This window comes from Brevibacillus sp. NRS-1366 (assembly GCF_050467985.1).
Map to the genome: position 1 here is coordinate 26584 of NZ_JBITPN010000036.1, position 25165 is coordinate 51748.

Annotated in this window: 21 protein-coding genes and 1 pseudogene; 19 read left to right on the forward strand and 3 right to left on the reverse strand. The window is 50.2% G+C overall.

The features are described 5' to 3' along the window. Positions 1-41 precede the first annotated feature (41 nt). The 4 genes from ACIFQN_RS24505 (at position 42) to eutH (ending at position 5469) form a co-directional block, all read left to right on the forward strand. Positions 42-530: a thioesterase family protein gene (locus tag ACIFQN_RS24505; protein ID WP_429835658.1), complete on the forward strand. Its 489-nt coding sequence runs from the start codon at positions 42-44 to the stop codon at positions 528-530. Further along, the gene (locus ACIFQN_RS24510) at positions 527-3076 is read left to right on the forward strand and encodes a CaiB/BaiF CoA transferase family protein (RefSeq protein ID WP_429835659.1); all 2550 of its coding nucleotides are present in this window, start codon (positions 527-529) and stop codon (positions 3074-3076) included. The genes ACIFQN_RS24505 and ACIFQN_RS24510 overlap by 4 nt, the downstream gene beginning before the upstream one ends. Positions 3077-3187: 111 nt before the next feature. Continuing rightward, positions 3188-4156, forward strand: coding sequence for a carbon-nitrogen hydrolase family protein (locus tag ACIFQN_RS24515; RefSeq protein WP_429835660.1), 969 nt, complete (start codon positions 3188-3190; stop codon positions 4154-4156). Between the two features lie 53 nt (positions 4157-4209). After that, on the forward strand, positions 4210-5469 hold the full coding sequence (gene eutH / locus ACIFQN_RS24520) for an ethanolamine utilization protein EutH (protein WP_429835661.1): 1260 nt from the start codon (positions 4210-4212) through the stop codon (positions 5467-5469). On the opposite strand, the gene ACIFQN_RS24525 is transcribed toward eutH, so the two are convergent. Beyond that, positions 5459-5617: a hypothetical protein gene (locus ACIFQN_RS24525; protein WP_429835730.1), complete on the reverse strand. Its 159-nt coding sequence runs from the start codon at positions 5615-5617 to the stop codon at positions 5459-5461. The genes eutH and ACIFQN_RS24525 overlap by 11 nt on opposite strands. Positions 5618-5710: 93 nt before the next feature. Continuing rightward, positions 5711-7126: a sigma-54 interaction domain-containing protein gene (locus tag ACIFQN_RS24530; protein ID WP_429835662.1), complete on the reverse strand. Its 1416-nt coding sequence runs from the start codon at positions 7124-7126 to the stop codon at positions 5711-5713. A gap of 372 nt (positions 7127-7498) precedes the next feature. Between ACIFQN_RS24530 and ACIFQN_RS24535 the strand changes: the two genes are divergently transcribed. The 3 genes from ACIFQN_RS24535 to ACIFQN_RS24545 all read left to right on the forward strand — a co-directional run bounded on the left by ACIFQN_RS24535 (position 7499) and on the right by ACIFQN_RS24545 (position 11779). Further along, positions 7499-9235 carry a urocanate hydratase gene (locus ACIFQN_RS24535; RefSeq protein WP_429835663.1) on the forward strand — a complete coding sequence of 579 codons (1737 nt, stop codon included), beginning with the start codon at positions 7499-7501 and terminating at the stop codon, positions 9233-9235. Between the two features lie 76 nt (positions 9236-9311). Then, positions 9312-10598: an imidazolonepropionase gene (hutI, locus tag ACIFQN_RS24540; RefSeq protein ID WP_429835664.1), complete on the forward strand. Its 1287-nt coding sequence runs from the start codon at positions 9312-9314 to the stop codon at positions 10596-10598. Between the two features lie 20 nt (positions 10599-10618). Further along, on the forward strand, positions 10619-11779 hold the full coding sequence (locus ACIFQN_RS24545) for a M20/M25/M40 family metallo-hydrolase (RefSeq protein WP_429835665.1): 1161 nt from the start codon (positions 10619-10621) through the stop codon (positions 11777-11779). Positions 11780-11920: 141 nt separating this feature from the next. On the opposite strand, the pseudogene ACIFQN_RS24550 reads toward ACIFQN_RS24545, so the two are convergent. Next, a pseudogene (locus ACIFQN_RS24550) lies at positions 11921-12295 on the reverse strand (helix-turn-helix domain-containing protein); the annotation flags it as partial. 145 nt (positions 12296-12440) lie between these two features. Between ACIFQN_RS24550 and ACIFQN_RS24555 the strand changes: the two are divergent. The 12 genes from ACIFQN_RS24555 (at position 12441) to ACIFQN_RS24610 (ending at position 25157) form a co-directional block, all read left to right on the forward strand. Then, positions 12441-13679 carry a branched-chain amino acid ABC transporter substrate-binding protein gene (locus tag ACIFQN_RS24555; RefSeq protein ID WP_429835666.1) on the forward strand — a complete coding sequence of 413 codons (1239 nt, stop codon included), beginning with the start codon at positions 12441-12443 and terminating at the stop codon, positions 13677-13679. Between the two features lie 32 nt (positions 13680-13711). Then, on the forward strand, positions 13712-15223 hold the full coding sequence (hutH, locus tag ACIFQN_RS24560) for a histidine ammonia-lyase (RefSeq protein WP_429835667.1): 1512 nt from the start codon (positions 13712-13714) through the stop codon (positions 15221-15223). A 49-nt stretch (positions 15224-15272) separates the two neighbouring features. Continuing rightward, positions 15273-16424, forward strand: coding sequence for an ABC transporter substrate-binding protein (locus ACIFQN_RS24565; protein ID WP_429835668.1), 1152 nt, complete (start codon positions 15273-15275; stop codon positions 16422-16424). A 108-nt stretch (positions 16425-16532) separates the two neighbouring features. Beyond that, complete coding sequence (locus ACIFQN_RS24570) at positions 16533-17414, forward strand: branched-chain amino acid ABC transporter permease (RefSeq protein ID WP_429835669.1); 882 nt, start codon at positions 16533-16535, stop codon at positions 17412-17414. A gap of 12 nt (positions 17415-17426) precedes the next feature. Further along, complete coding sequence (locus tag ACIFQN_RS24575; RefSeq protein WP_429835670.1) at positions 17427-18374, forward strand: branched-chain amino acid ABC transporter permease; 948 nt, start codon at positions 17427-17429, stop codon at positions 18372-18374. After that, positions 18367-19152 (forward strand): ABC transporter ATP-binding protein, encoded by a 786-nt coding sequence (locus ACIFQN_RS24580; protein ID WP_429835671.1) that lies wholly within the window; start codon positions 18367-18369, stop codon positions 19150-19152. The genes ACIFQN_RS24575 and ACIFQN_RS24580 overlap by 8 nt, the downstream gene beginning before the upstream one ends. After that, on the forward strand, positions 19139-19843 hold the full coding sequence (locus ACIFQN_RS24585; RefSeq protein WP_429835672.1) for an ABC transporter ATP-binding protein: 705 nt from the start codon (positions 19139-19141) through the stop codon (positions 19841-19843). Before ACIFQN_RS24580 ends, ACIFQN_RS24585 begins: the two co-directional genes overlap by 14 nt. A gap of 313 nt (positions 19844-20156) precedes the next feature. Then, on the forward strand, positions 20157-21179 hold the full coding sequence (locus ACIFQN_RS24590) for a LacI family DNA-binding transcriptional regulator (protein ID WP_429835673.1): 1023 nt from the start codon (positions 20157-20159) through the stop codon (positions 21177-21179). 62 nt (positions 21180-21241) lie between these two features. After that, positions 21242-22333, forward strand: coding sequence for an alanine racemase (locus tag ACIFQN_RS24595; RefSeq protein ID WP_429835674.1), 1092 nt, complete (start codon positions 21242-21244; stop codon positions 22331-22333). Positions 22334-22397: 64 nt separating this feature from the next. Next, positions 22398-22859 (forward strand): RidA family protein, encoded by a 462-nt coding sequence (locus ACIFQN_RS24600; protein ID WP_429835675.1) that lies wholly within the window; start codon positions 22398-22400, stop codon positions 22857-22859. A gap of 194 nt (positions 22860-23053) precedes the next feature. Continuing rightward, positions 23054-23953 (forward strand): fumarylacetoacetate hydrolase family protein, encoded by a 900-nt coding sequence (locus ACIFQN_RS24605; RefSeq protein WP_429835676.1) that lies wholly within the window; start codon positions 23054-23056, stop codon positions 23951-23953. A gap of 46 nt (positions 23954-23999) precedes the next feature. Continuing rightward, complete coding sequence (locus ACIFQN_RS24610) at positions 24000-25157, forward strand: pyridoxal phosphate-dependent aminotransferase (protein WP_429835677.1); 1158 nt, start codon at positions 24000-24002, stop codon at positions 25155-25157. Positions 25158-25165: the final 8 nt, after the last annotated feature.

Genomic DNA, 25165 nt, shown 5'->3' on the forward strand with positions numbered 1-25165 from the left:
AACCGGCGTCTTGCTGGCTTTTTCATAAAGGGGAGGTCAACATGTTTCAATCAGACAATCCATTGTACAAAGATCATGTCCATTCGGGATGGGTCGATTATAACGGGCACATGAACGATGCCCAGTACGCTCGTGTATTTAGCATCGCCGCTGAACACCTGATCGAAAACATCGGAATCAGCTCGCGGTTCCGCGAGGAGAACGCGTATTCGATCTATACGCTTGATGTGCATATTTGTTACTTGGCTGAAGTGTATGAAGGGCAAGCGTTTCGGGTAACTGCGCAATTATTGGATCATGACAGTAAACGAATGCATCTGTTTTTCGTGATGGAGAACGACGAGGGCAAACGCTTGGCCACATGTGAACAAATGCTGATGGGAATAGACATGAACGAGCGCCGTTCTGCCCCATTCCCGGCTGAAGTGAAGGAACGGATCGAAGGAATTGCCCAAGAGCACGAGCAACTGCCCATTCCAGCGGATGCAGGGCGGAAAATCGGAATCCGCAAAGGAGCACACTTCACATGAGCAAGGCAATTTCGCAAGCACCCTTGAAAGGAATTCGCGTCATTGATTTTGGTCAATATATAGCTGGTCCGGCCGTCGCGATGATGCTCGCCGAGCAGGGAGCGGAAGTGATCCGGGTCGACCCGCCGTCTGGTCCGTCCTGGCACTCACCGGCCATGGCTGTACTCAATCGAGGTAAAAAGAGTATTGTCCTCGATCTGAAGGTCAGCGCTGACAAAGAACTGGCGCGGAAGCTGATCGCCTCAGCCGATGTGGTCATTGAAAATTTTCGCCCTGGCGTTATGGATCGGCTCGGATTGGGCCCGGAAGAAATGGTGAGCATTCATCCTCAGCTCATTTATCTGTCTTTACCGGGTTTTTCTGCATATGACATGGAAAAAGATCAACTTGCCGGCTGGGAAGGCATCATTGCTGCTGCTACCGGCTGGTACAGAGGGATGGGGATGAGTCGCATCCTCATGGGGGTGGATCCATCGTATTCCCCCCTGCCTCTGGCTTCAATCTATGGAGCGCTTCTCGGGGCGCTCTCTGTTACAGTCGCGCTGTACGCGCGCGAGCAGACGGGGCGTGGTGACATCATTGAGGTTCCTCTGGCAGCGGCGCTCTCGGAAGGGCTGGCCTACAACACGATGTCGGTTGAAAACATGCCGAATCGATACAAGTCCCAGCTTGAGCAGGAAATCGAACGGCGGCGCACGGCAGGCGAGCCGATGAACTTGAGCTACGAAGACGTGCAGGGACTATTGGATCCGTTCTATCGCGACTATCTCTGCGCCGACGGGCGTTACTTTTATCATTGCTGCCCTTCGCACAAATCACATGCAATTAAAGTACTAGAGCTGCTTGGGCTATGGGAAGAGATGGTTGAGGCTGGCATTCCGCTCGTCGATCCTTATCTTCCTACGTGCGAGTGGCCAGAAGGTGTTGACTGCTCGCTTCTGGCGTTTCCCTTGTCAGCAGAGTGGGCAAAGCGTCTTTCAACCCGGATGCAGGAGGTTTTTTTACAGAAAACAAGCTTCGAGTGGGAGCGCATCTATGGAGAGGAAGGCATTCCAAGTGCAGCACAGCGGACGACAAAAGAGTGGTTAAACTCAGAGCATGCGATCGCCTCTGGATTAATTATAGATCTAGATGACCCTGTATACGGCCGAATGAAACAGCCGGGTCAGACGGTATGGTTCGAAGGTTCAACTGTCAACCTGAGCCAAAGGCAACCTGCGCCAGTACTGGATGCAAATCGCGCAGAAATTCTGGCAAGCTTGTCAGACATCGAGTCAGTATCCGAAATTGAAGTAACAACCTTCGCTGAAGTGGCTACCACCGCGCAAGCATCAGAGCTTCCCCTAAAGGGGATAAGGATTCTCGACCTGACAAATGTCATTGCCGGTCCGACGATCGCTTCCACACTGGCCCGCTTTGGAGCCGAGGTAATCAAGCTCGATCCACCCAATCCAGCGTTTGATCCTTCCATTACATGCATCCTCGGCTTACAAGGGCAACGCGGAAAGAGGAGTGCACTCATCGACCTGAAAACTCCACAAGGTCAGGAAATTCTTGCACGGATTCTGCGCAAGGTGGACGTGGTGACGTTCAATGGGCGCGAGGGGCAATTGAAAGCCCTTGGCATCGATCCCGAGCAAATTCATGCGGCAAACCCGAAGGTCATCTTGTGCAGACTGGATGCCTTCGGAGGTCCAAACGCCGGCCCAAGAAGTGAAACTCCTGGATTTGACGAGACGGTACAAGCCTCGACGGGAATGATGGCCAGATTCGGTGGCTCCTTGACTACACCCGAGCTGCACGCTAATGTCGGGACAATTGACGTATCGGGTGGTTATTGTGGTGCGTTTGCGGTTGCCATCGCCCTGATCAACCGGCTTCATGGCGCTACGCGGCAGGTTGCCCGCACCTCGCTGGCTGTCGCTGGCCAGCTCATCCAGCTTCCCTTCATGTATCATTACGAGGGACGAAAGCCTTTTGCTGAACCCAGCGGACCCAGTGTCAAAGGCGAACACGCTCTCTATCGGCTATACGAAGCGCAGGACGCCTGGTTCTTCCTCGCAGCAGGGCCTGATTCTCGCGGACGGTTGACTGCCCTCTTTGAATTTGCAGATATCGAATCCGTTGCTGAGTCAGAGCTAGTAGAGTACCTGGCAGAGAGATTTCGCAGCCAACCAGCAGACGATTGGATCAATCAGTTAGGAAAGCTTGGACTCGCTGCCCATAAGGTAGAAAACATGGCAGAGGTTCGCTCACACCATTTGCACATCGAGAGTGCGCGAGCAATTGACCTTGATCAGTCCACGATGCGCTTCATTCGCCACGATGCTCACCCCAGTGGATATGCGATAGAACTGGTGGCGCCAAACGGGATTCGGATGAAACATTCTCACATTACAATTCCTGAGCCAGCGCCAAAGTACGGGAAACACACCCGTCAAATCCTTAGACAGATTGGCTTTGACGATGCGCAAATCAACCAATTGCTTGCCGATAGCGTCGTTTCAGAAGCGTGGAGCCGCATTGGGGAATACATTCCTAGTTAATGAACGACCGAGGTCTGAGAAAGAGAGGTAACTGAAAGGAATGGTATTGATCGAAACGCAATAGGGCGTTACGGTAAAGGAAGTTAACAGCGCTTGAACGAGGAGGGGACCATGATGAACAAGACTACGGTGGCAACGGTAGCGATGGAGGTTACGTTTGACAAACAGGAAAACGCGAAAAAATATATGCAGTATATTGAAGCAGCGTCGAAAAAAGGAGCAAAACTGATTGTCTTTCCAGAACAATCTCTTCAAGGGTATTTGCCTAGTTTAATGGGACCGCTGTCCGTTGAGACATTTCGGCATCAGCATCATTACGCCGAGACGGTTCCCGATGGCGAAACGACAATGCTCATGGTGCAAGCAGCCCAAAAGCACGGCATGCACATCGTCTGGGGGATGACGGAGCGTGATCGAAATCGTTACGATGTTCTCTACAACACCGCCGTACTAGTTGGACCGACAGGATTTATCGGATCGTACCGCAAAGTTCATCTCCCTTTGGACGAATTGCACATCTATTTTCCAGGAAGTGATTTTCCCGTATACGATACGGAGATTGGAAAAATAGGCCTGTTGATTTGCTACGACAAATGCTTCCCGGAAGCCACTCGGGAATTGGCGCTAAAAGGGGCGGAGATCTTTGTCATGCCTACTGCCTGGGCTTTGGAGTGGGACAAAGAGTCAGATCCTGGCTCCAGCCGATTGGCTCTCGCTCACAATTTGTACGATCAAGTGCGTGCAAGTGAAAACCAATGCTGGTTTATTTCATCGAACATAGCTGGGGTTTGCGGCGACACTTTGTATTACGGTCACAGCAACATTGTCAATCCAAGCGGTCGAATCGTCACTACGACAGGCGGAGGGGAAGGCATCACGTTTTATGAAGCAGATCTGCACGGCGACATTTTGCGTGCCCGCACTGAAGACGAGATGGGCCTGTACTATATCAAAGACCTCAAGCCACATGCGTACAAACAATTGGCCAAAGGTTGGGAAATCGGCGGATTGACCCCATTGCAAACGAAAGATAATGCGCCACAGCCACGAGCCAGAATGATCGCAACCGATGATTTGTGAAAGCGCTATCTATTGGAGTGACGACCAAATAACCAATAAATGGGGAACAGCTTATGGAGATAATCGGTGTTTATGTGATTTATATCATTATGGCTTTTGCTGTTATCGGTGCACTCGCGGCAATCCGCAATGAAGAGCAGGGATTGGGCAAGGAATTCATGGAGGGATTGTATTCGATCGGCCCGATTTTCATTCCGGTTGCGGCAACTTTAGCTGCCATCCCGTATTTAGCTCAATTTATCAAGATCGTGTTTGGTCCTATTTTTATAGCGCTTGGAGCTGATCCGGCAATGGCTGCCACCACATTTATATCAGGTGACATGGGTGGCTACCAGCTTGCTGACGTGCTCGCGAGCAGTCGGGAAAGTTGGATTATGGCGATGATTAACGGATATCTGTTGGGGCCGAATATCGTCTTCACCATTCCCGTCGCTCTGGCCATGCTGCAAAAACGCGATCACAAATATTTGGCCCTTGGCATCATGTCCGGCATCCTTACCGTCCCCATCGGTGTGCTCGTCACGACAAGTATTCTGGCGGTGATGCATACCAAAGTGCGTGATGTCATCAGTACCAACGCTGAACCGACTTATCAGTTGACATACTCGGCTGGCATGATTTTCAGTAATCTCCTTCCCTTGGTCATGATCGCCGTCTTCCTTGCATTGGGGTTGCGCTTTGCCCCTAATCTGATGATCAAAGGGTTTATGTGGTTCGGAAAGTTTATGGATGCTGCTCTGAAGCTAGTTTTGGTATTTTCCATCGTCGAATATTTCACAGGTGCCTTTACAGCTCTGTTTGGAAGCTGGGGATTTGATCCGATTATCGCCGATAAAGAAGATCAGTTTCGTGGCTTAGAAATTGCCGGTTATATCGGAATCATGCTTGCCGGAGCATTTCCGATGGTGTATGCGATTCAAAAGTACTTCGCTCGCCCACTTGAATCGCTTGGTAAAAAGATTGGATTGAGCAGTGTGGGAAGTGCCGGAATCATCGCTACTACTGCTAATCCGTTGATCTTACTGAAAATCATTAAGGACATGCCTGCCAAAGACAAGGTGCTGACCATTTCCTACACGGTTTGTGGTGGCTGGCTAATCGGTGATTCTCTGGCGTACAGCGCTAATTTTCAACCGACGATGATCGTCCCCATCATGATTGGGAAAATGATTGGCGCGATAATCGCTATCGTTCTGGCTTATTGGATTTCCGTCCCCAAAGCGCTAGAGCTTGAGGAAATCGATCGTCAAAGCGATGTCATTGAAAAGAATGTAATTGTCGCCGACCAAAATCAACTACAAGCTACACACTAGCAGGTTTCAGTAGATGGTTCAAATCAATGTAGCGGATGCGCTGATTGCCTGTATCACTCACATACAAGTTTCCTTTCGCATCGATACAAATGCCACTTGGTTCATTGAATTTAGCAGTGATACGGTACGACGAATTGGAATTTGGGATGTGGGATAGGGCTCAAAATCGCTTGAAGATTTTGAGCCTTGTCCTGTTCGAAAGTCTTACAGAGAAGTGGGGGTCAATAGTCCTTTGTCGGCATTACCTGCGAATATTTAATTTTTTGATGTGGTATTGCAAGCTTTGCCGGGTGGTTCCTATTTTTTCGGCTGCCTTCGTGATGTTCCAGTCAGCCTGCTCTAAAACATTTCGAATGAAATTCTCCTCGAAGGCCGTGGTGACAGTTTTGAGAGGTCTGCGATTCCCGGATTTTCGAGAAGAGCCAAGCAGGTTGTTTTCAAACATATTTTCCCGCAGGTAGGCTGGGAGGTTGTTTATATCAAGCTTTTTTTGGCCTTCGTCTGCGCGGATGATTAGATTTTCAATCACGTGGTGCAATTCGCGGATGTTGCCAGGCCACTTGTATTGAAGGAACAGCTCATACAGGCGCTCCGTCAGACCATGTACGTTTTTATTTAGCTGTTTGCTGGATAGATGGATGAAATAATCGATGAGAAATAATACATCTTCTTTGCGCTCGCGAAGCGGCGGAATGATGAGGCATGTCCGGGCGATGCGATAATACAGGTCGGATCGCAGTTTGCTCTGGGCAATTAATTCCTTTGGAGCTTCATTGGAGGCACTGATGACTGTGCAGCGTACGGGAGTAACCGCGTTGGCGCCGACTCTGCGCACCATTCGTTCTTCGAGGACACGGATCAGCTTGGACTGCAGAGATATGGGCATCGAGTTGATTTCGTCCAGGAAAAGTGTTCCGTCTTGGGCATACTCAAACAGCCCCATCTGATCTCCTGCTCCCGTATAGGAGCCCTTGATCGTCCCGAAGAGCGTGCTTTCCAACAAGGTTTCTGGAATCGCTGCGCAGTTTATGGCAACGAATGGGCTTTTTGCTCTTTTGCTGTGATTGTGAATGCTTTGGGCGAACAATTCCTTCCCGGTTCCAGTCTCTCCTACGATTAAAATATCAGTGTCGTGCATGGCTACGTTTTGCGCTTCTTTAATCAGGCTTCTGAGCACCGAACTGCTGCCCTTGATACTCTCGAATGAATACGTCGTGCCATTGCTGGGCTCCTTGCTGCCTTTGTTTTGCGTGACGATTTTTCGCTTCAATTCTATCGTTTCATGCAGCAGGTTTTTTAGTTTGGTCTCGTTGTGGCTGATGGAGAGTACGCCGATCGTCTCACCATTGTGGATGATTGGATACGTGCTGTACGTGACGTATTGGGGAATTCCATTGATATGGGCGTGTGCCCGATATTGCGCGATGACGGGTTGTCCGCTCGTGAATACGCGGCGGTGCTCGGACATTTCCGGATTGTAGTTATAGGCTTCCCACAGGTATTTTCCGATGACATGTTCACTTTTTAAGCCTTCCAGCTTTTCTTGGGCTTTGTTGTACAGGATGATTCTCCCTTCGTGGTCACTCACAAGCACACCTTCATTCAGCGAATCTACGATCTGTTCTAGGCAAGCGAGTCTAGCATCGGTTGAAAGCATCCACGATCACGCTCCATTTCCTCATCACGCGATGGGGTATTTTCTGAACTTTCTAACACATAGAATAGCAGAACTACTAGTTTCCGTCACGACTCGTACAAGGTGAAGAAACAATTTGCGCAAAATTTTTCTGCGGCAGTGTTTTTCAGCGTCAAATCAAGCTTTTACTTCGCAGAGCTTGGGAGCAGACGTACAATCGCAAATGTTTTTGCGCCGAAGGGAGGCTCCATAAAGGAGTCTCTTTTTGCGTTGAACCCGTGAGAACAGCAGCAAAACACTCGATTCGAACAATTTTCTGAATGTTGGCACGATAGGTGCTATAACTACTTGACGACAAGATCATCCCTATCCCAAATCAGGAGGAGAAACGAAATGAGCAAACCCGAAATCCTTTATTCCGTAAAAGCTGGTCGAGGTTCCATACTGCGCTGCAAGGGGTGGAGACAAGAGTCGATTCTCCGCATGCTCGAGAACAACATGGAGAATGCCGAGAAGCCGGAAGAACTGGTAATCTATGGCGGGATCGGCAAGTGCGCAAGAAACTGGGAATCGTATCACGCGATTGTGAACTCGTTAAAAGAACTGGAAGAAGACGAGACGCTGGTTGTTCAATCGGGTATGCCAGTCGCTGTTTTCAAAACGCACAAATACGCACCGACGGTCGTTATGGCGACCACCAACATCATGAAGCCATCCTGGCCTGTATTTTACGATTTGCAAGACAAAAACCTGACCATCTTCGCTCAATATACGGCAGCGCCTTGGGAGTACATTGGCACACAGGGCGTGATTCAAGGGACGTTTGAGACCTTGTCCGCAATTGCCCGCCTGCATTACAACGATTCACTCGTCGGAAAAATCATGCTTACGGCAGGAGCGGGCGGCATGGGCGGGAACCAAACCCGGGCGATGACGATGCACGGTGGGGTGTGTATCCTCGTGGATGCGAATGAAACCATTATTCGCCGCCGCATGAGTGTGGGATATATTGATCTGTTGGCTGATTCCCTCGATCAGGCAATCGAACTGGCCAAAAAGCATGCGGCTGAGGGTAAATCGCTCGGGATTGCCGTGGTGGGTAACGCTGCGGACGTGTTTGAGGAAGCCTATGAAAAAGGATTTATGCCAGATATTTTAACATCGATGACACCCGCCCATGACCCGCTCTCCTACCTCCCAGCAGGCTATACACCAGAAGAAGCGGAGGAGCTGCGCCGCTCTGATCGCGACCTGTATCTGCAACTGGCACGCAAAACAATGATTCGCGAATTGCGCGTGACCAACCAGTTTTTTGACAAAGGGGTGCATGCATTCGAGTACGGCACCAGCTTGCGCAAAGAATGCCGGGATGCAGGAATGCCAGAGGATGAGGCGATGAAAATTCCTGGCTTTGTCTCTGAATATATCAGACCGCTGTTCTGCGAGGGGCGCGGACCTTTCCGGTGGACCTGCTTATCTGGAGAGCCGTCTGATTTGGAAAAGATCGACAATATGGTGCTGGAAAAATTCAAGGATGATTTGCTCGTCACCCGCTGGATCAAATTAGCCCGTAAACATATCCCAATCGAAGGATTGCCAGCGCGCATCTGCTACCTCGGCTTTGGACAGCGTAAGGAATTCGCCCTAGAGGTGAATGAGATGATCAAGCGCGGAGAACTGGCTGGACCCGTGGCATTCTCCAGGGACAACTTGGACTCTGGCTCCATTGTGAACCCTACGTTTGAATCAGAGAAAATGATGGATGGCGGCGATCTGATTTCTGACTGGCCGATGCTGAATGGTCTCTTGAATGCCGTCGGGATGTGCGATCTGATTGCGATTCAGGCGAACTACTCGATGGGCGAAGCTGTCCATACGGGTGTGACGATGATCGCTGACGGAACGGAAGAAGCCAATATGCGCCTGTCCGTTTGCATGACGGTGGATTCCGGTATAGGGGTCGTACGCCACGCCCAAGCAGGGTATCAGATTGCCAAGGATGTTGCCAATGGACAGGGTGAGCTGACCAAGGAAGGTATTAAAATCCCTCTCTGGTGGACGCCTACCGCTACATTCGGGCCAAACGATCTCAAGGAAAAAGAAGCGGATAATACGAGCCTTTCCCGATAATAACCATCGCTTGGACGCTGCTAATTTTACGGCAGCGTCCGCATGTGGGGAAAAAGGCCGAGGGAGTGGAGGATGAATGGATAGACAGGCACAGAAACAACAAGCGAGTCTCATCATCAAGAACGCTTCGGAAGTTGTCACCTGCTCGGGTACCGATGTCAGTTCGGTCGAAAGAATTCCAGGAGGATGGGTCGCGATCGCAGGGGAACAGATCATTGCGGTCGGGACTGGCGAGGAGGTCACTGCCAAAGTAGACATCGAACATGCGACTACCATAGATGCGACGGGCAAGGTCGTTGCTCCGGGATTTGTCGATTGTCATACGCACTTAGTCTTTGGCGGCTCTCGGGTACAGGAGTATGCTGCGAAAATGACGATTGATGATCCTGCGGAGCTGAAGCGACTGGGGATTCAGACAGGGATTTTGGCTTCCGTAGAGATGACCAGAAAATCAAGTGAAGAACAGCTTTTTCACGACGCCCAGGATCGTTTAGTTAGAATGCTGAACTCCGGTACAACGACAGTGGAAAGCAAAAGCGGGTACGGTCTTTCCACCACAGAAGAAATCAAGATGCTTAATGTAAATGCAAAGCTGGCGAAAGCGATGCCCGTTGATATTGTGAGCACGTTTCTCGGAGCGCATGGGTGGCCGGCACATCTTCCAAAAGAAGTATACATGGGCGTACTTCTCGACGAGATGATTCCGTGGATCAGCGGGCTTGGGCTGGCGACCTATTGCGACGTGTGGTGCGATGACGGGCATTATTCCGCGGCCGAATCAGAGAAAATTTTGAGGGTAGCAGCGGATGCAGGGTTACAACCGAAAATTCATACGGACGCCTATTCCTATGTGGGAGGGTCAGACCTCGCTTGTGACATGAAAATGGTTTCGGCAGATCATCTGAATTACACGCCGCCTGCCGTCATGCAAAAACTGGCGAATACAGGCGTAACAGGCGTACTTATGCCGGCTCTTGATTTTGCGGTGAAGCATCCGCGCCCTTTTGATGCGAGGGCCATGATTGACTCTGGCATGACGGTGGCACTTGCCACGAATCTATGTCCGGGCTGCTGGACCGAGTCGATGCAATTCGTGATGGTACTGGCGTGCCGTCTATACCGAATGACGCCGGCAGAAGCTTTGCGGGCAGCAACAATCGGCGGAGCCATGGCGCTGGGGCTTGGGGCTAATCGCGGTACGATTGAGGTAGGAAAACTGGCCGATCTGCAAATCTGGAATGTGCCTTCTTTTGAGCACGTGATCTACCAGCTTGGGGGCAATGTGGTCGAGCGAGTGATTAAACGAGGCAAACAAGTAGTAGACAGATCCGCTTTAGAAAAATGGACGGAAAAAGTCGTCTAACGGAAAGGACAGATGAAAGAATGAAAACCCAGTTTCAAGCAGCAGGAGCAGTTAATGGGGAACGTTTATTAAACAGTTTCTTAGATCTCGCCAAGATCAATGCTCCCAGCGGAGATGAGAAGCCGATCGCGGACGTTTTGGTACCGCGTCTGACAGAGATGGGGTTCACCATTCAATTTGATGAAGCGCACAAAGAGATTGGGGGAAACTGCGGGAATCTGATCGCTTGGTGGGACGGTACCGACTCGAACATCCCACCTCTCTTTCTTTCGACGCATATGGATACGGTGCTCCCTACAGCCGGACTTACGCCAGTAATCAGAGATGGCGTGATTTATTCAGACGGGACTACGATTCTCGGAGCGGATGATCGGGCAGCGCTAGCGGCTTATTTGGAGGGCATTCAGGCGATTCAGGAATCGGGTACGCCGTGTGGACCGATCGAGCTGATCTTGACGGTTTACGAGCAGCCGGGTCTTGTAGGAGCAAAATACTTGGATTATTCCAAGGTGAAAAGCAATACGGGCTATATTTTTGACAGCAGCGGTGACGTCGGACAAATCATCCTCCAAGGTCCATTCAGCAGCCGTATATGGTGGGAAATACAAGGCAAAGCCTCCCACATCGGCTTGAATCCGGAAGAAGGAATCAGCGCTATTCTGATAGCAGCCCAAGCGCTCAGGAACATGAAGCTGGGAAAAGTAGATGAAGAGACGCTTGCCAACATTGGCGTGATTCAGGGCGGAGAGATGACGTCGATCATACCGGGGACAGTCAAGCTGAGCGGCGAGGTGCGCAGCTTCACGGCCGATGGATTACAGAAGCAAATCGACTATATGCTTGCGGAGTTTACTAAGGCTGCAGAAGCGTTTGGCGGCGTGGCAAATGCCCGCGTAGAGAAAAAATATTTTGGTTTTGACATACCGGAACAAGCCGAATTCGTGCAGGCTGCAATACGTGCGGCAGAGCGGATCGGAGTGAAGCCGTATTTGACGAAAACCTTGGGTGGAGCGGATACCAATGTTCTGAGTGAAAACGGTCTGTCCTGCATCACACTTGGATTAGGGTTTCGAAACATCCACTCGTTCCAAGAGCATATCAGCATCGAGAATTTGGTGAATACGGGCAGATACGTGACTGCACTCATTTGTGAATGGTACGAGACGCACAAACCAAATTGAACACTCCCACCACCTACGTTTCTAACGTTGAGGTGGGGGATTCTTGCGAACAGAGGTGTATTCACCTCTTTCTTAGCAAGCGATCCCTGCCGTTCCGACAGTTTAGTTGACGATGGCCAACAATCGTAAGCCTTCTTAGCGTGCCAGTTGTTTTTCTCGTTTCCGCAGATGCTTTGGATTGGCTACGACTTCTTCGTTGGAACAGACCGCAAACTCCTTCAGACCCAGATCAATGCCGATTGCATTGTCTTTTTGGGGTAGAGGCTGAACATCGCATTCACAAAGAATTGCTATACTATCTACTTCTTTTAGCCACGGAAAATGTTGCTTCAAGGTGGGGATTTGGATCGCACAAGAAAGATACGACAAGCCTTTGCCTGTCTCTTGAAAGGTTTCGTTCCATTTTGCTAAGAAGTGGTTAAAAACAAAGCGAGAGCATCCCATATTCTTATGGATGAGCGCAGTTTGTTCTGGTGAAGGATAGAGGCGAAAGCGAAAGGCTTTGTGAACAAGGATGGAGATCACCTCCTTAGGAAGTGGTTTCCTATGATTATAGCACAAATGTTCGTGTTTCTACAAAAAAAGACGCCGATTCATCTCCCTCTTGCTTCACTAAAGAGGGAGCCTTCTCGGCACGGATGATAAAGGGGGATCAAGCCGTATGAAGAAGCATGCGAAAATAAGCATCCTTTCCGCCGCACTCGTCGCCGGCGCTGCACTCGGAGGTTGCGGAGCAGCGAACAATCAGGCAAACAGTGGAAGCACTCCTACCCAAAGCCCAACAACCTCTTCTCAAGGCAGCGCAACGAGTAGTGTTGAGACGGGAGGCAAGATATTGATTGCGACCCAAAGCCCACTCTCCGGAGCATCCTCTTCTCTCGGTGATGCGATCAAAAGCGGGGCCGAATACGCCCTCTATCAAAAAAAGGAAGATTTCAAGAAGCTAGGCTTTGACTTGCAGCTGTTTCCGCAGGATGATCAGGCAGACCCAAAGATGGGCGTATCGAACGCTGAAATGTTGATCTCCAATCCAGATGTGCTGGGGGTAGTCGGTCACCTCAATTCGGGTGTGGCGATCGCGGCTTCCGTCAAATACGAGGAGGGCAACCTGGTCATGGTGTCACCGGCCAACACCGCGGTAAAGCTGACCGAAGAGGGCAAAAAGACGGTACACCGGATCGTTGCGCGTGATGACGCCCAGGGACCGAAAGCAGCCAAGTACGCAAAAGCGGCTTTGGGAGTTGCGAGTGTGTTTATTCTGCATGACAAAACTTCATACGGCCAAGGTCTAACAGGGGAGGTAAAAGCTCAGTTCGAAAAAGATGGAATTGAGGTTGTCGGCTACGAAGGCGTGACGGTTGGCGAGAAAGACTACACGGCAGTTCTGAATCAGGTGATGGCGAAAAATCCGGACATGATTTACTTTGGCGGTCATTATCCAGAGGGAGGCATCATTGTAAAACAAGCGCGCCAAAAAAATTACAAGGGCATCTTCATGGGCGGGGACGGGCTTGATTCCTCTGACATGGTGAAGATTGCCGGACCAGCTGCCGAGGGTGTCGTGTTTACCTCCATTTCCGGTGACGTCACGCAGACCGAAGAAGGCAAGAAATGGGCGGAAGAGTACAAGAAAACGATGAATAAGCCGTTGGAAACACTATCTGTTTACGGCTTCGACTCGACCAATCTCCTGCTGAATGCACTTATGGAAGCGATCAAGTCAAACGGCGGCAAGAAGCCTTCGCGCGAACAAGTACTAGAAGCCGTTCACAAGACAAAAGACTTCCAAGGTCAGTTTACAAAGGTGACTTTTGACGATAAAGGGGATAACCAAACGGCCGACGTATTTATATTCAAATACGAGAATGATAAGTCCGTATATGTAGGCAAGGTAGAGTAACCAGTATCGCAAGGAAAGGAATGGATGAACCAGTGGCACCAGCAGAAAATAAGGAAGTAGTGGAACTAGACGGAGATCGGCTGGATCGCGCCGAGCTACGCCTGCTAGTGGAAAGAAAGGCAACGTGCGTCGTCTCAGAGGATGCATGGACTCGTGTTCACGAGAGTCGCAGGCGCATAGAGGAGCAGGTAGCAGGGGGCAAGATCATTTACGGAGTGAATACCGGATTTGGCAAGCTGAGCGATGTGATGATTGATCCGGAAGATGTAGGCCTTTTGCAACTGAATTTGCTGCGAGCAGACGCAGTTGGTGTAGGAGAGCCGCTGCCTACCACGGTCGTTCGGGCCATGCTGGTCCTGCGTGCGAATGCGCTTGCCAAAGGGTACTCGGGAATCCGTGCAGAAACCTTGCAAGCTTTAATCGATTGCATCAACCACGGTGTCCATCCGATCGTCCCTTCCAAAGGATCGCTAGGGGCTAGCGGTGATTTGGCCCCTTTGGCGCATATGGCACTCGTGCTCGTGGGAGAAGGCTATGCAGAGTATGAGGGCGAGCGTCTCCCCGGCAAAGCCGCTTTGGAGCGGGCAGGTCTGCAAGCGGTGAAGCTCGGAGCCAAGGAAGGCTTGGCTTTGATTAATGGAACACAATGTATGACAGGTGTAGGTGCGATCGCCATTACAGAGGCAGAGCATCTCGGGCTCGCTGCGGATATGGCTTCTTGCCTGACGATGGAAGCGCTGCGCGGTATCATTGATGCCTTCCATCCAGAACTGCTCGCGACTCGCCCGCACAAAGAGCTGGAGCTGGTGGCAGGGCGCATCCGTGCTTGGCTTTCCGGCAGCAACAGAATTACGCAGCAGGGCGAGCTGCGCGTGCAGGACGCCTATTCCATTCGCTGCATCCCGCAAGTGCACGGGGCCTCCTGGCAGGCGTGGGGCTACGCGGAAGACAAGATTTTGACCGAAATGAATGCGACCACGGACAACCCGATTGTGCTTGAGGACGGACGTGTCATATCTGGCGGGCAATTCCACGGTCAGCCGATCGCACTTGCGATGGATCTGTTGAAAATTGCGGCGGCAGAGTGGGCCAATATTTCCGAGCGCAGAATCGAGCGATTGGTAAACCCACAGCTGAGCGGTCTCTCCCCTTTCCTGGCACCGAATCCGGGCCTTGAGTGTGGGTTGATGGTTGCCCAATACGCAGCGGCGGCGCTCGTCTCTGAAAATAAAGTCCTCGCCCATCCAGCCAGTGTCGATTCGATACCGTCTTCGGCGAATCAAGAAGACCATGTCAGCATGGGAACGATCGCAGCGCGCCAATCACGTGAAATCATTGCCAATGCCGCGCGTGTCATTGCGATTGAAATGATCTGCGCATCCCAAGCGATTTATTTGCAGCAAGCAGAGGAGGATCTGGCACCGAGAACACGTCAGCACCTGGACTGGGTACGGGAAATCATTCCGCCGCTTACCACCGATACGGCGATCAGTGAGCAGATCGAGCTTCTCGCGCAGGCGTTGTTAGCAGAAGCCATCGCTTGAATGTATCAGAATATTTGTGCAATAAATTCTTTTTAAGGGGGAAGGCGTGTTGAAAAAACATTATGGATTGTTCGCCGCCTTTTTGGGATTGGCTCTCCTCGTTACGGGATGTGCAGGGGGGAGTTCCACTGGTTCGTCAGGAGAAGCAAATACGATAAAAGTGGGCTGGTTCGGACCGTTGACAGGACCGACGGCAACGGATGGCACACTCAGCCGGGATGCTGCTTTGCTGGCAGTGGAACAGGTAAACGCTGCTGGTGGAATCAATGGAAAGCAAGTTACGCTCGTGACCGAAGACGACCAAGGGAAGCCGGAAGAAGCGCTAAAGGCTGTGCAAAAATTAATCAACAGCGACAAAGTCGTGGCGATCGTGAATGGCGCCTACAGCGGTCCTGCGAAGACCGTTGCCCCCAAAGTGCAGGAAGCGAAAATTCCGATGGTGGTCGCCTATGCCGTTCACCCGGATATTACGAAAGGCGGGGACTACGTCAATCGCGTGATTTACACGGGGGATATTCAAGGTAAAGCAATGGCAGATTACGCAGTGAATGATTTGAAAAAGAAGAACATTGCCGTCTTGTATGTCAATATCGATTACGGACAATCGATTTTTCATGCATTTAAAGAAGAGGCAGAGAAGCTAGGGGCCAATGTGGCGATTGATAAACCGTTCAAGATGGGCGACAAAGATTTCAGCTCGCTCTTGACGGCGATCAAAGCAGTTCAGCCAGATGCCCTCTATGTCGTGGGTTATTACAACGAAGCGGCTGCGATCGTCCAGCAGGCAAAAGAAGCGGGAATTAGTGCGCAGCTTTTAGGCGTGGACGGATTTGATTCACCGAAATACTTGGAGTTGGGCAAATCGAACACCGAGGACTCCACCTTCACTACCTCATTCTACACCTCGGATAAGCGCGAGATTGTACAGAAATTCGTCAAAGACTATGCAGCCAAATACAACAGCGAGCCAGGCATGCTCGCCTCCCAAAGCTATGATGCAGCCATGGTCATTTTAGAAGGGATGAAAAAGGCAGGAACAGATAAAGAGCAGCTCGCGAAAGCCATCAACGAAACCAAAGATTTTGAAGGAACATCCGGAAAAATTACATTTGGACCGAACCATGAAGTCATCAAGCCAGTCATTTTCATGACCATCAAAAATGGAAAGTTCCAATTTGTCCATTCCAAAGTATACAACTGAACCAATCCGCCAGTAGGATTCAAGTAAAGAGGACTTGGGGATTGGTCCTCTTTTTTGGGCCAATCCCAGATCATGGCTACTAGCAGTAGGACGAGGGGGGGAAGCGGCGTGCTAGCGCAGCAACTGACAAATGGAATTGCGCTCGGCTTTCATTATGTGTTGATTGCTCTTGGCCTTACGATGGTGTACGGCGTATTGAGACTCTTGCATTTTGCTCATGGCGTTATTTACATGATAGGGGCATTCGCCGCCATGATTGGCGTTTTGTACTTACATCTTCCTTTTGTGTTTGCTCTTCTTTTTGCCATGGCGGTATCCGGAATCGTCGGTATGGGGATTGAACGATTTGCTTATCGGCCATTGCGGGGAACCCATCCGATCACGACATTAATCAGCGGTGTCGGGGTATCTATTTTCTTGGAAAATGTGTTTCAAGTGATGTTTACGTCCGATTCGCGGGCATTCCCCGAGACAGGACTGACAACCTCTGTCATTGCTCTCACCGATTCGCTTACCATCACGAATACAAAGCTGTCCATCATTGTCGCAGGCGTCATTTGTCTGGCTTTGCTGTATGCCTTTCTCAAGCTGACGAAGCTGGGCATTGCGATCCAAGCCGCGGCCCAGGACATGCGTGCAGCTTCCTTGATGGGGGTCAATGTGAACAGAGTAGTAGCAGTCACGTTTATGCTGGGCTCTGCTTTGGCTGCTGTGGCAGGCGTTCTCATTGCCATCAACTTTAACTCGATTTCTCCGACTATGGGGGCACTGCCTGGGCTGAAGGCGTTTTGTGTGGTCGTGCTCGGCGGGCTTGGCTCCATTCGCGGGACGATTGTCGGCGGCTTACTTCTTGGAGTGATTGAATCGCTTGGTGACGCCTTCATGACAGACCTGGTTATTGATAAAGACGCGATTGCTTTTGTGATTCTCATTTTGATTTTGCTCGTCAAACCGTCCGGGCTGTTCGGCAAGCATATTGAGAAAGTGTAGGTGATGGGCCGTATGGATGACATGTTGAATCCATATTACGTCGATATTGTCGTCTTTTTGATCATCTATCTCCTGCTTGGGCTTGGCCTCAATCTGATCACAGGCTACGCGGGACAAGTATCGCTTGGTCACGCAGCCTTCTACGGCATTGGCGCTTACAGCTCGGCTATTTTGTCAACGACATACGGAGTGAACCCGTGGGCGTCGATCGGCCTTGCAGTGCTCATTACATTTGTGATCAGTGCGATTCTAGGCTTGCCCAGCTTGCGAGTTCGCGAGGATTTTTTAGCCATCACCACACTCGGGCTTGGGCTGATCGCTCAGTCCTTCTTTAAAAATGCGGAAATCACAGGGGGAGCTTACGGGATCGACTCCATCCCCGCCCCTTCTCTATTTGGTGTGGAGCTGAAAAACGCAGGCTACCTGGTGCTGGTCGTCCTCGTACTCTTGGCGGGCATATTCATCATGCAGAAAATGGCGAAGTCGCGGATCGGGCGGGCGTGGATGACCATCCGGGAAGATGAAATGGTCGCCCAAGCGATAGGAATTAATACGACTTACTATAAAGTGCTGGTATTTGCAATCGGCGGTGCGTATGCCGGAGCAGCAGGGGCGCTTTTTGCCCACAAGGCATCGTATATCAGTGCAGAGTCGTTCGGCTTTACGGTTTCCGTTACGGTACTAAGCATGGTCGTATTGGGTGGGCTCGGTAGCATTCGCGGTACGCTGTTTGGAGTCATCGCCCTGTATTTGCTGCCTGAGTTATTTCGACTGTTTTCATTTGATTTTATGGGTATGAAAAATTTGGACTTGTATAAGATGATGGTCTATGGACTGCTGATGGTAATCGTGATGCGTTATCGTCCGAAAGGTCTGTTTGGCAAGACAGCTTTTAAAAGAAGGGTGCGCCATTCCCCAGGCAATAACACGTCGGTCAAGGGTGGTGACCAGGTTGCTTAATATCGAAAGCATAACGAAACGTTTCGGAGGCTTGACTGCGGTTGATCAAGTGAGCCTCTGCGTGAATCAGGGTGAAATTTTTGGGTTGATCGGTCCGAACGGGGCAGGCAAAACGACCTTTTTTAACATGTTGACGGGGATCTACAAGCCAGATGCGGGCACGATTACGTTTGAGGAGAAACCGATTCACGGGTTAAAACCGTTTCGTATTTCACAATGCGGGATATCGCGGACCTTTCAGAACATCCGCTTACTGAAGGAAGAAACGGTGCTGGACAATGTTAAGCTCGGCATGTTCGGCAAAACGTCTACCGGATTGTGGGCAGCGATTCTTGGCCTTCGGTCTGTCAAGGAGGAAGAAGCTCGTGTCCAGGCGGAAAGCATGCGGGTACTAGAGCTGGTAGGACTTGGCGCGTATGAGCATATAGAGGCGGGGAGCTTGTCTTATGGGAATCAGCGACGCGTAGAAATTGCCAGGGCGCTGGTAGCGAAGCCGAAAATGCTGCTATTGGATGAACCGACAGCCGGAATGAACGCAGAAGAGGTACTGGAGATGACAGAGCTGATTCGAAAAATCAATCAAAACGGGACGACCGTGATCCTGATTGAGCATAATGTGACGATGGTGACGGGGCTTTGTGACCGCATCGCTGTCTTGGATCATGGAGTAAAAATTGCCGAAGATATCCCTGAAGCGGTCATTTCCAATCAGGAAGTCATCGAGGCGTACATTGGCAAAGAAGATGATGAGGAGGTGGCGCATATTGCTGCGAATTGAACATTTGCATGTGTCCTATGGTGGGATTCAGGCCGTTCGGGACGTTTCCCTGCAAGTTGACGAAGGAGAGGTCGTCACGCTCATTGGTTCCAATGGGGCTGGGAAAACGACGACGCTGAATGCTATATGCGGGATCACCCCCTCGCGTGGAACGATCAGCTACCGAGGGATCGAGCTGCAACAAAAAGCGCCCCATCAGATCGTCCGTGAAGGAATCGTGATGGTTCCAGAGGGAAGACGTGTTTTTCCGAAGCTGACAGTCGCCACGAATCTGCTGATGGGGGCGTACGCCCGCAATATCTCCAAAGCCCGGCTGCAAGAGGAGATCGAGTCCATTTATCAATTGTTTCCCCGCTTGGCTGAGCGCAAAAACCAGTTGGCAGCAACGATGAGCGGAGGAGAACAGCAGATGCTGGCAATCGGGCGAGCTCTGATGGCTAAGCCCTCCTTGCTCATTTTGGATGAGCCTTCCATGGGCCTTGCGCCAATCGTCGTCAAAGATATTTACGAGACCATCCGCCGGATTAAACGGGAGGGCATGACGATTCTCTTGGTCGAGCAAAATGCCTTGATGGCCCTATCTGTAGCAGACCGCGGCTATGTGCTGGAAAACGGGGAGATTCATTTTCACGACACAGCTCAAAATCTGCGAGAGCAAAACAACGTGAAGAAGGCGTATTTGGGGAGGTAACCGATGATGGTAGCAATTTACTAGCAGGGATAGTTCCTATCTGTAACTGCCTTTACTATAGGTTCTCCAGTATTCGCGTGGAGAACCTTCTTTCACGTATGGAGAGGATCTGCATGTGCACTGCCTGCGTTGGCTTTTTCGGCTGTTTACAAGCGGGTAGCACCTCGGTTTAAAACAGGACAGATCATTTCTTGAACACAGAAATGTCTGATCATTTTAAAAAATCTATTGATTTTGGCACCAACTAAGAATATGATGTTTTCAGATAGTTAGTTAATCGTTATCGTATAACGATTAACTAAGGAGGCTGTACATGAAAAAGAAACTAGTAAAAGTCACAATAAAAGACGTAGCAAAGCATGCAGGTGTATCGACGACCACGATTTCCCGCTTTCTGAACGGACGCTACGAGGCAATGGGCCAGGAAACGAAGGAGAAGATTCAGAAGTCTATTGAAATCCTGGACTTCAAGCCGAATCAATTGGCGCGTGGGCTTCGCAACGACCGCAGCAATACGATCGGGTTTGTGGTAGCTGATATCGGCAATCCATATACGGTTTCCGTCATCCAGGGAATGGAAGAAATATGCAGCCAGCTTGGGTACAGCATCATCATCTGTAATGCGAACGAGGATCCCGAGAAAGAACGGGAAAGCCTCATGATGCTGGAATCGAAACAGATTGATGGCTTGATTATCAATTCGTCTGGCAAAAACAACGATTTACTGATGCGGATCGGAGCAGCTATCCCCGTATTGCTGATAGATCGTAAGTTGCCAGGAATGCCGTTTTCCACCGTGACCACCAACAACACACAAGGTACGCTGCTTGCGATCGAGCACTTGACTGCACGAGGCTGTGACCGACTTCATCTCTTCATATCTGACCCAGATGGCATAAGCCCCAGATATGAACGCATTTTTGCTTTTGAACAGTATGCCAAAACAAACAGCAGGATCCAGAGTTCATTGAACATCATCGAGGATTATTCACAAAGCTTAGTGAATGAGCATGTAAAAAATCTGGTTGAAAACAAACAGCCGCAAGAGATGATCGGATTGATTGCAGGGAACGGGAAGCTCTCCCTGATGGTGCTAAAGGCCATTCATCACTTGAATTATCAGGTGCCGGAAGATTTGCTTCTCATCGGCTTTGATGACCCGGAGTGGGCTTCCATCGCTAGACCTACCTTGACTGTCTTGGCTCAGCCTACTTATGAGATCGGACGCCAAGCTGCCGAGATGATGATCGCACAGATTCAAAAGGGACAGGAAGATCAGCCGCAAACTTTGGAGCTGATGATGCAGCTCATTCAACGAGAATCAACGGACTGTTAAATTTTTTTGACACGTTAGTTTATCGTTATACGAAAACGATCAACTAATGAGGAGGTGTCTTCTTGTACAATGAATTAACTACGCCAGCGGTGATTGTGGATCTCGATATCGTAGAAGCGAATCTGGCAAAGCTGGCAAGCAAGCTGTCTTTGCAAGGGATCAAGCATCGTCCGCATATGAAAACACACAAGTCAGTCGCGCTTGCCAGGATGCAGCTCGCGGCAGGAGCTCATGGCATCACGGTAGCCAAGCTGTCGGAAGCAGAAGTTTTTGCCGCAGCCGGAATAGACAACATCTTGCTTGCCTTTCCGCTCATTGGGAAAGAAAAGCTGCAGCGTTTTGCGCGTTTGCACCAATCGATTGAAATCATGACGGTGGTAGACAGCCTGCAAGGGGCAGTAGGGCTTTCCGAGGTGGCAAAAGAAACAGGAAAGCCTGTGCAAGTCCTGATTGAAGTCGATGGGGGACTGCATCGCGGAGGCAGGCAGCCAGGGGAAGATCTCGTTTCGTTCGCATGCCAGATCCGGGAGCTGGAAGGCATACGCATCGCTGGCATCCTGTCATACTTTGGGCAAATCTATCGGGAAAAAGGCAAAGAGTCGCTCCGGTCGGTTGTCAAAACGGAATCCGAGCTGATTCGCAGGGTCACAGGCGATTTGCAAGAAGTCGGCATTTCCTTGTCCATCATCAGTTCGGGCTCCACACCGTCCTCCTTATTGTGTGAAGATCTGCATGGGGCAACGGAGGTTCGAGCAGGCAACTACATATTTAATGATGTAACGGCCATGAAGCTTGGACTTGTGGAAGAGAGGGACTGCGCCCTGCGCGTGATTGCTACCGTGGTCAGTCTCCCGATACCAGGCAGAGCGACGATTGATGCCGGTTCCAAGACGTTGACAAGCGATCGTGCCCAGCACCATGAAGGATATGGGATCGTGGCAGGTCATCCTTTCGTAGAAATCATCGCGTTAAACGAGGAGCATGGCATGCTGCAATTTGATCCGGCAAGCGTTGCTTTTTCTATAGGAGACCGTATTGAAATCATCCCGAACCATGCGTGTGTCATTCCTAATCTGAACGATTCGCTAAACGCAGTTAGAAAGGGGAAGGTAGTAGATACGATCAGCATTGATGCACGAGGCTGCAACTATTAGGGGAGAAACCAATAAAATCGGGAAAGAAACAAGAGGATCAAATTAATCAAAGGAGTGTTTGCATATGGGAAGAATTGAGCAACGCCTGCAAGAGCTGGGCATCACGCTGCCCGAGCCGCCCCCCGTTGCAGCCATTTATGTACCGGCCGTAACAGTAGGCAACATCGTCTATACATCGGGGAACGATTGCCGGGTCGATGGCAAGCTGATGTTTCAAGGGAAATTGGGACAAGAGCTAACGATTGAAGAGGGGCAGCTTGCTGCGAGGCAAACGATGATCAATTTGCTTGCTGTACTCAAGGCACATCTTGGCGATTTGGATAAAATTGAGCGGATCGTAAAGCTACTCGCCTTTGTAAACAGTGCGCCTGGTTTCGCCGAGCAGCCTTACGTGATCAATGGTGCGTCCGCTTTGCTGGAAGAAGTGTTCGGAGAGCAGGGGAAGCATGCGAGATCCGCGATTGGGACGTCGGAGTTGCCGTTTCATACACCAGTCGAAATCGAGATGATCGTGCAGATCAAGTAACGGTAAGGTTGTTCGGAATAATAAAAAAATTCATTGACAATGCGTAGCAATGGCTAGTAGTATGATCCATAAAAACATAACTAATGCATCAGACATCAGATTTCAGTTGGGTATAATTTCCTTTCTTACTCAAGCTGCCTAATTTATGGTGTGAAAGTTGAGATTCAAATACGACATCGTGGGAGGACGACGGTATGAAGCTGCTGACTTTTCATACAGAGAAAGTCTTACGAGTAGGGATCAAGACGGAGCGGGGAATTTTGGATATCGCCAAAGCAGCAAGTAAATGGGAAAAAGACTTTTCCATCCTTCAGTCGATTGAACAGATTGTAGATGGTGGAGACGAGGTGCTAGAGTCGCTTGCCCAGCTTTTGGCACTGGCAGGAGATGCAGAGGATGACGAGCTTTGGCTTAGGGAAGACAGCATTCAGCTCGGTCCATGCGTTCCTCATCCAGGAAAAATCATCTGCGTAGGTCTCAATTATCGCAAACACGCCGAAGAGTCCAACCTCCCCATTCCCGAATCACCCGTTTTGTTTGGCAAGTTTGGGAATAGCATCGCAGCCCATGGGGAACAGATCCCGCTCCCGCAAGGTTCCAGTCAAGTGGACTACGAGGCGGAACTGGCCATTGTCATCGGGAAAAAAGCAAAGCACGTCCCAAAAGAGACCGCTTTGGAATATGTTTTCGGCTATTGCAATGCGAATGATCTTTCTGCCCGCGACCTGCAAAGTCGGACAAGCCAATGGTTACTGGGCAAAAGCTGTGACGGGTTCTGTCCGGTAGGTCCCTATCTCGTCACCTCGGATGAAGTGGAAAGCCCCAACCATTTGCGGATTCGCTCGATTGTAAATGGAGAAGTGAGACAAGATTCCAATACCGGCGATATGATCTTCGCCTGCGATGAAATTGTCAGCTATATTTCTTCGTACATGACACTTATGCCAGGGGACATCATTTTGACTGGAACGCCAGAAGGAGTCATCCTGGGGCATCCAAAGCAGGAGCAGATTTGGCTTCAGGCTGGAGACGAGGTGACGATCGAAATTGAAAAGCTCGGTCGCTTGACCAATCGTTTTCAAAACGAAGCTTGAATCACCTACACACTTAAATCCCTACCTCAAGGAGGAACAAGCGAAGATGAAGGCACTATCCCAAACGAGAAGCGCCCTGCCGCGTTCAGGCATACGTCAAATCATGGACTACTCGGCAACAATCCCGGATGTGATCCATCTGGAAGTGGGTGAACCTAATGTAAACACCCCTCTCCACATTCGAGAAGCAGCATTTGCAGCCATGAACGAAGGGTTTACGCATTATACGGCAAACGCCGGACTGATCTCCCTGCGCAGCTCCATCGCAGACCATCTGAAGCGGCAATACGAATTACAGGTAAATACCGATCAGATCGTGGTCACTGCAGGAGCAGTAAATGCGCTTGCGGCAACAATCCTATCGATTGTGGAATCCGGGGAAGAGGTCCTGATTCCCGACCCGGGCTGGCCGAATTACGAACAGATCATTTTAAGCCAGGAATCCATTCCGAAACGTTACAAGCTCTTGCCGGACTCAGGTTTTGTCCCTGATGTGGCTGAGCTGGAGAGAGTGATTACGCCAAACACCAAGGCAATCATCATCAACTCTCCTGGCAATCCTACTGGCGGCGTGCTTTCTGAAACGAAGATCAAAGAAATTCTGGCATTCGCTTCCAAACACGATATTTATGTCATTTCCGACGAAGTGTACGACGGGATTGTGTTTGAAGACAAGCATATCTCTCCGATGTCCTACGATACAGAAGGACGAGTGATCAGTGTCTTTGGATTCTCCAAAAATTACGCGATGACAGGCTGGCGGGTCGGATATGCGGTAGCACCGCAGCAGATTGCCGCGATCATTGCCAAAGTATTGGAACCGCTCGTCTCGTGCGCATCTTCGGTATCCCAAAAAGCAGCTGAAGCTGCCATCTCTTCCTCGCAGGAGTTCGTACATGAAATGTGTGAGATTTATAAGGCTCGTCGTGACAGCGCTTACAAGCTGCTCGAAGAGGCCGGCATCAAGGCGTACAAGCCCAAAGGCGCTTTCTATATGATGATTGATCTCTCCGATGTTGTGACGGATGAGGAGAATCTGGCCATAGCCTTGGTCAAGGAATCAGGAGTTGCGGTAGCTCCAGGAACGACATTTGGTTCTACTACCGCGCACATGATTCGTATCTCACTCGCGACTGAAGATTCCCAATTATTAGAAGGTGTCAAGCGAATCTGTGATTTTGCAAGAAAAAATAGAAAACAGTAACGAAAAAC

Coding starts and splice junctions, on each gene's coding strand:
- hutI (WP_429835664.1), top strand. CDS start 9,312: ATGGATAGACAGGCACAGAAACAACAAGCGAGTCTCATCATCAAGAAC.
- ACIFQN_RS24505 (WP_429835658.1), top strand. CDS start 42: ATGTTTCAATCAGACAATCCATTGTACAAAGATCATGTCCATTCGGGA.
- ACIFQN_RS24590 (WP_429835673.1), top strand. CDS start 20,157: ATGAAAAAGAAACTAGTAAAAGTCACAATAAAAGACGTAGCAAAGCAT.
- ACIFQN_RS24605 (WP_429835676.1), top strand. CDS start 23,054: ATGAAGCTGCTGACTTTTCATACAGAGAAAGTCTTACGAGTAGGGATC.
- eutH (WP_429835661.1), top strand. CDS start 4,210: ATGGAGATAATCGGTGTTTATGTGATTTATATCATTATGGCTTTTGCT.
- ACIFQN_RS24545 (WP_429835665.1), top strand. CDS start 10,619: ATGAAAACCCAGTTTCAAGCAGCAGGAGCAGTTAATGGGGAACGTTTA.
- ACIFQN_RS24515 (WP_429835660.1), top strand. CDS start 3,188: ATGATGAACAAGACTACGGTGGCAACGGTAGCGATGGAGGTTACGTTT.
- ACIFQN_RS24555 (WP_429835666.1), top strand. CDS start 12,441: ATGAAGAAGCATGCGAAAATAAGCATCCTTTCCGCCGCACTCGTCGCC.
- ACIFQN_RS24600 (WP_429835675.1), top strand. CDS start 22,398: ATGGGAAGAATTGAGCAACGCCTGCAAGAGCTGGGCATCACGCTGCCC.
- ACIFQN_RS24510 (WP_429835659.1), top strand. CDS start 527: ATGAGCAAGGCAATTTCGCAAGCACCCTTGAAAGGAATTCGCGTCATT.
- ACIFQN_RS24535 (WP_429835663.1), top strand. CDS start 7,499: ATGAGCAAACCCGAAATCCTTTATTCCGTAAAAGCTGGTCGAGGTTCC.
- ACIFQN_RS24610 (WP_429835677.1), top strand. CDS start 24,000: ATGAAGGCACTATCCCAAACGAGAAGCGCCCTGCCGCGTTCAGGCATA.
- ACIFQN_RS24575 (WP_429835670.1), top strand. CDS start 17,427: ATGGATGACATGTTGAATCCATATTACGTCGATATTGTCGTCTTTTTG.
- ACIFQN_RS24530 (WP_429835662.1), bottom strand. CDS start 7,126: ATGCTTTCAACCGATGCTAGACTCGCTTGCCTAGAACAGATCGTAGAT.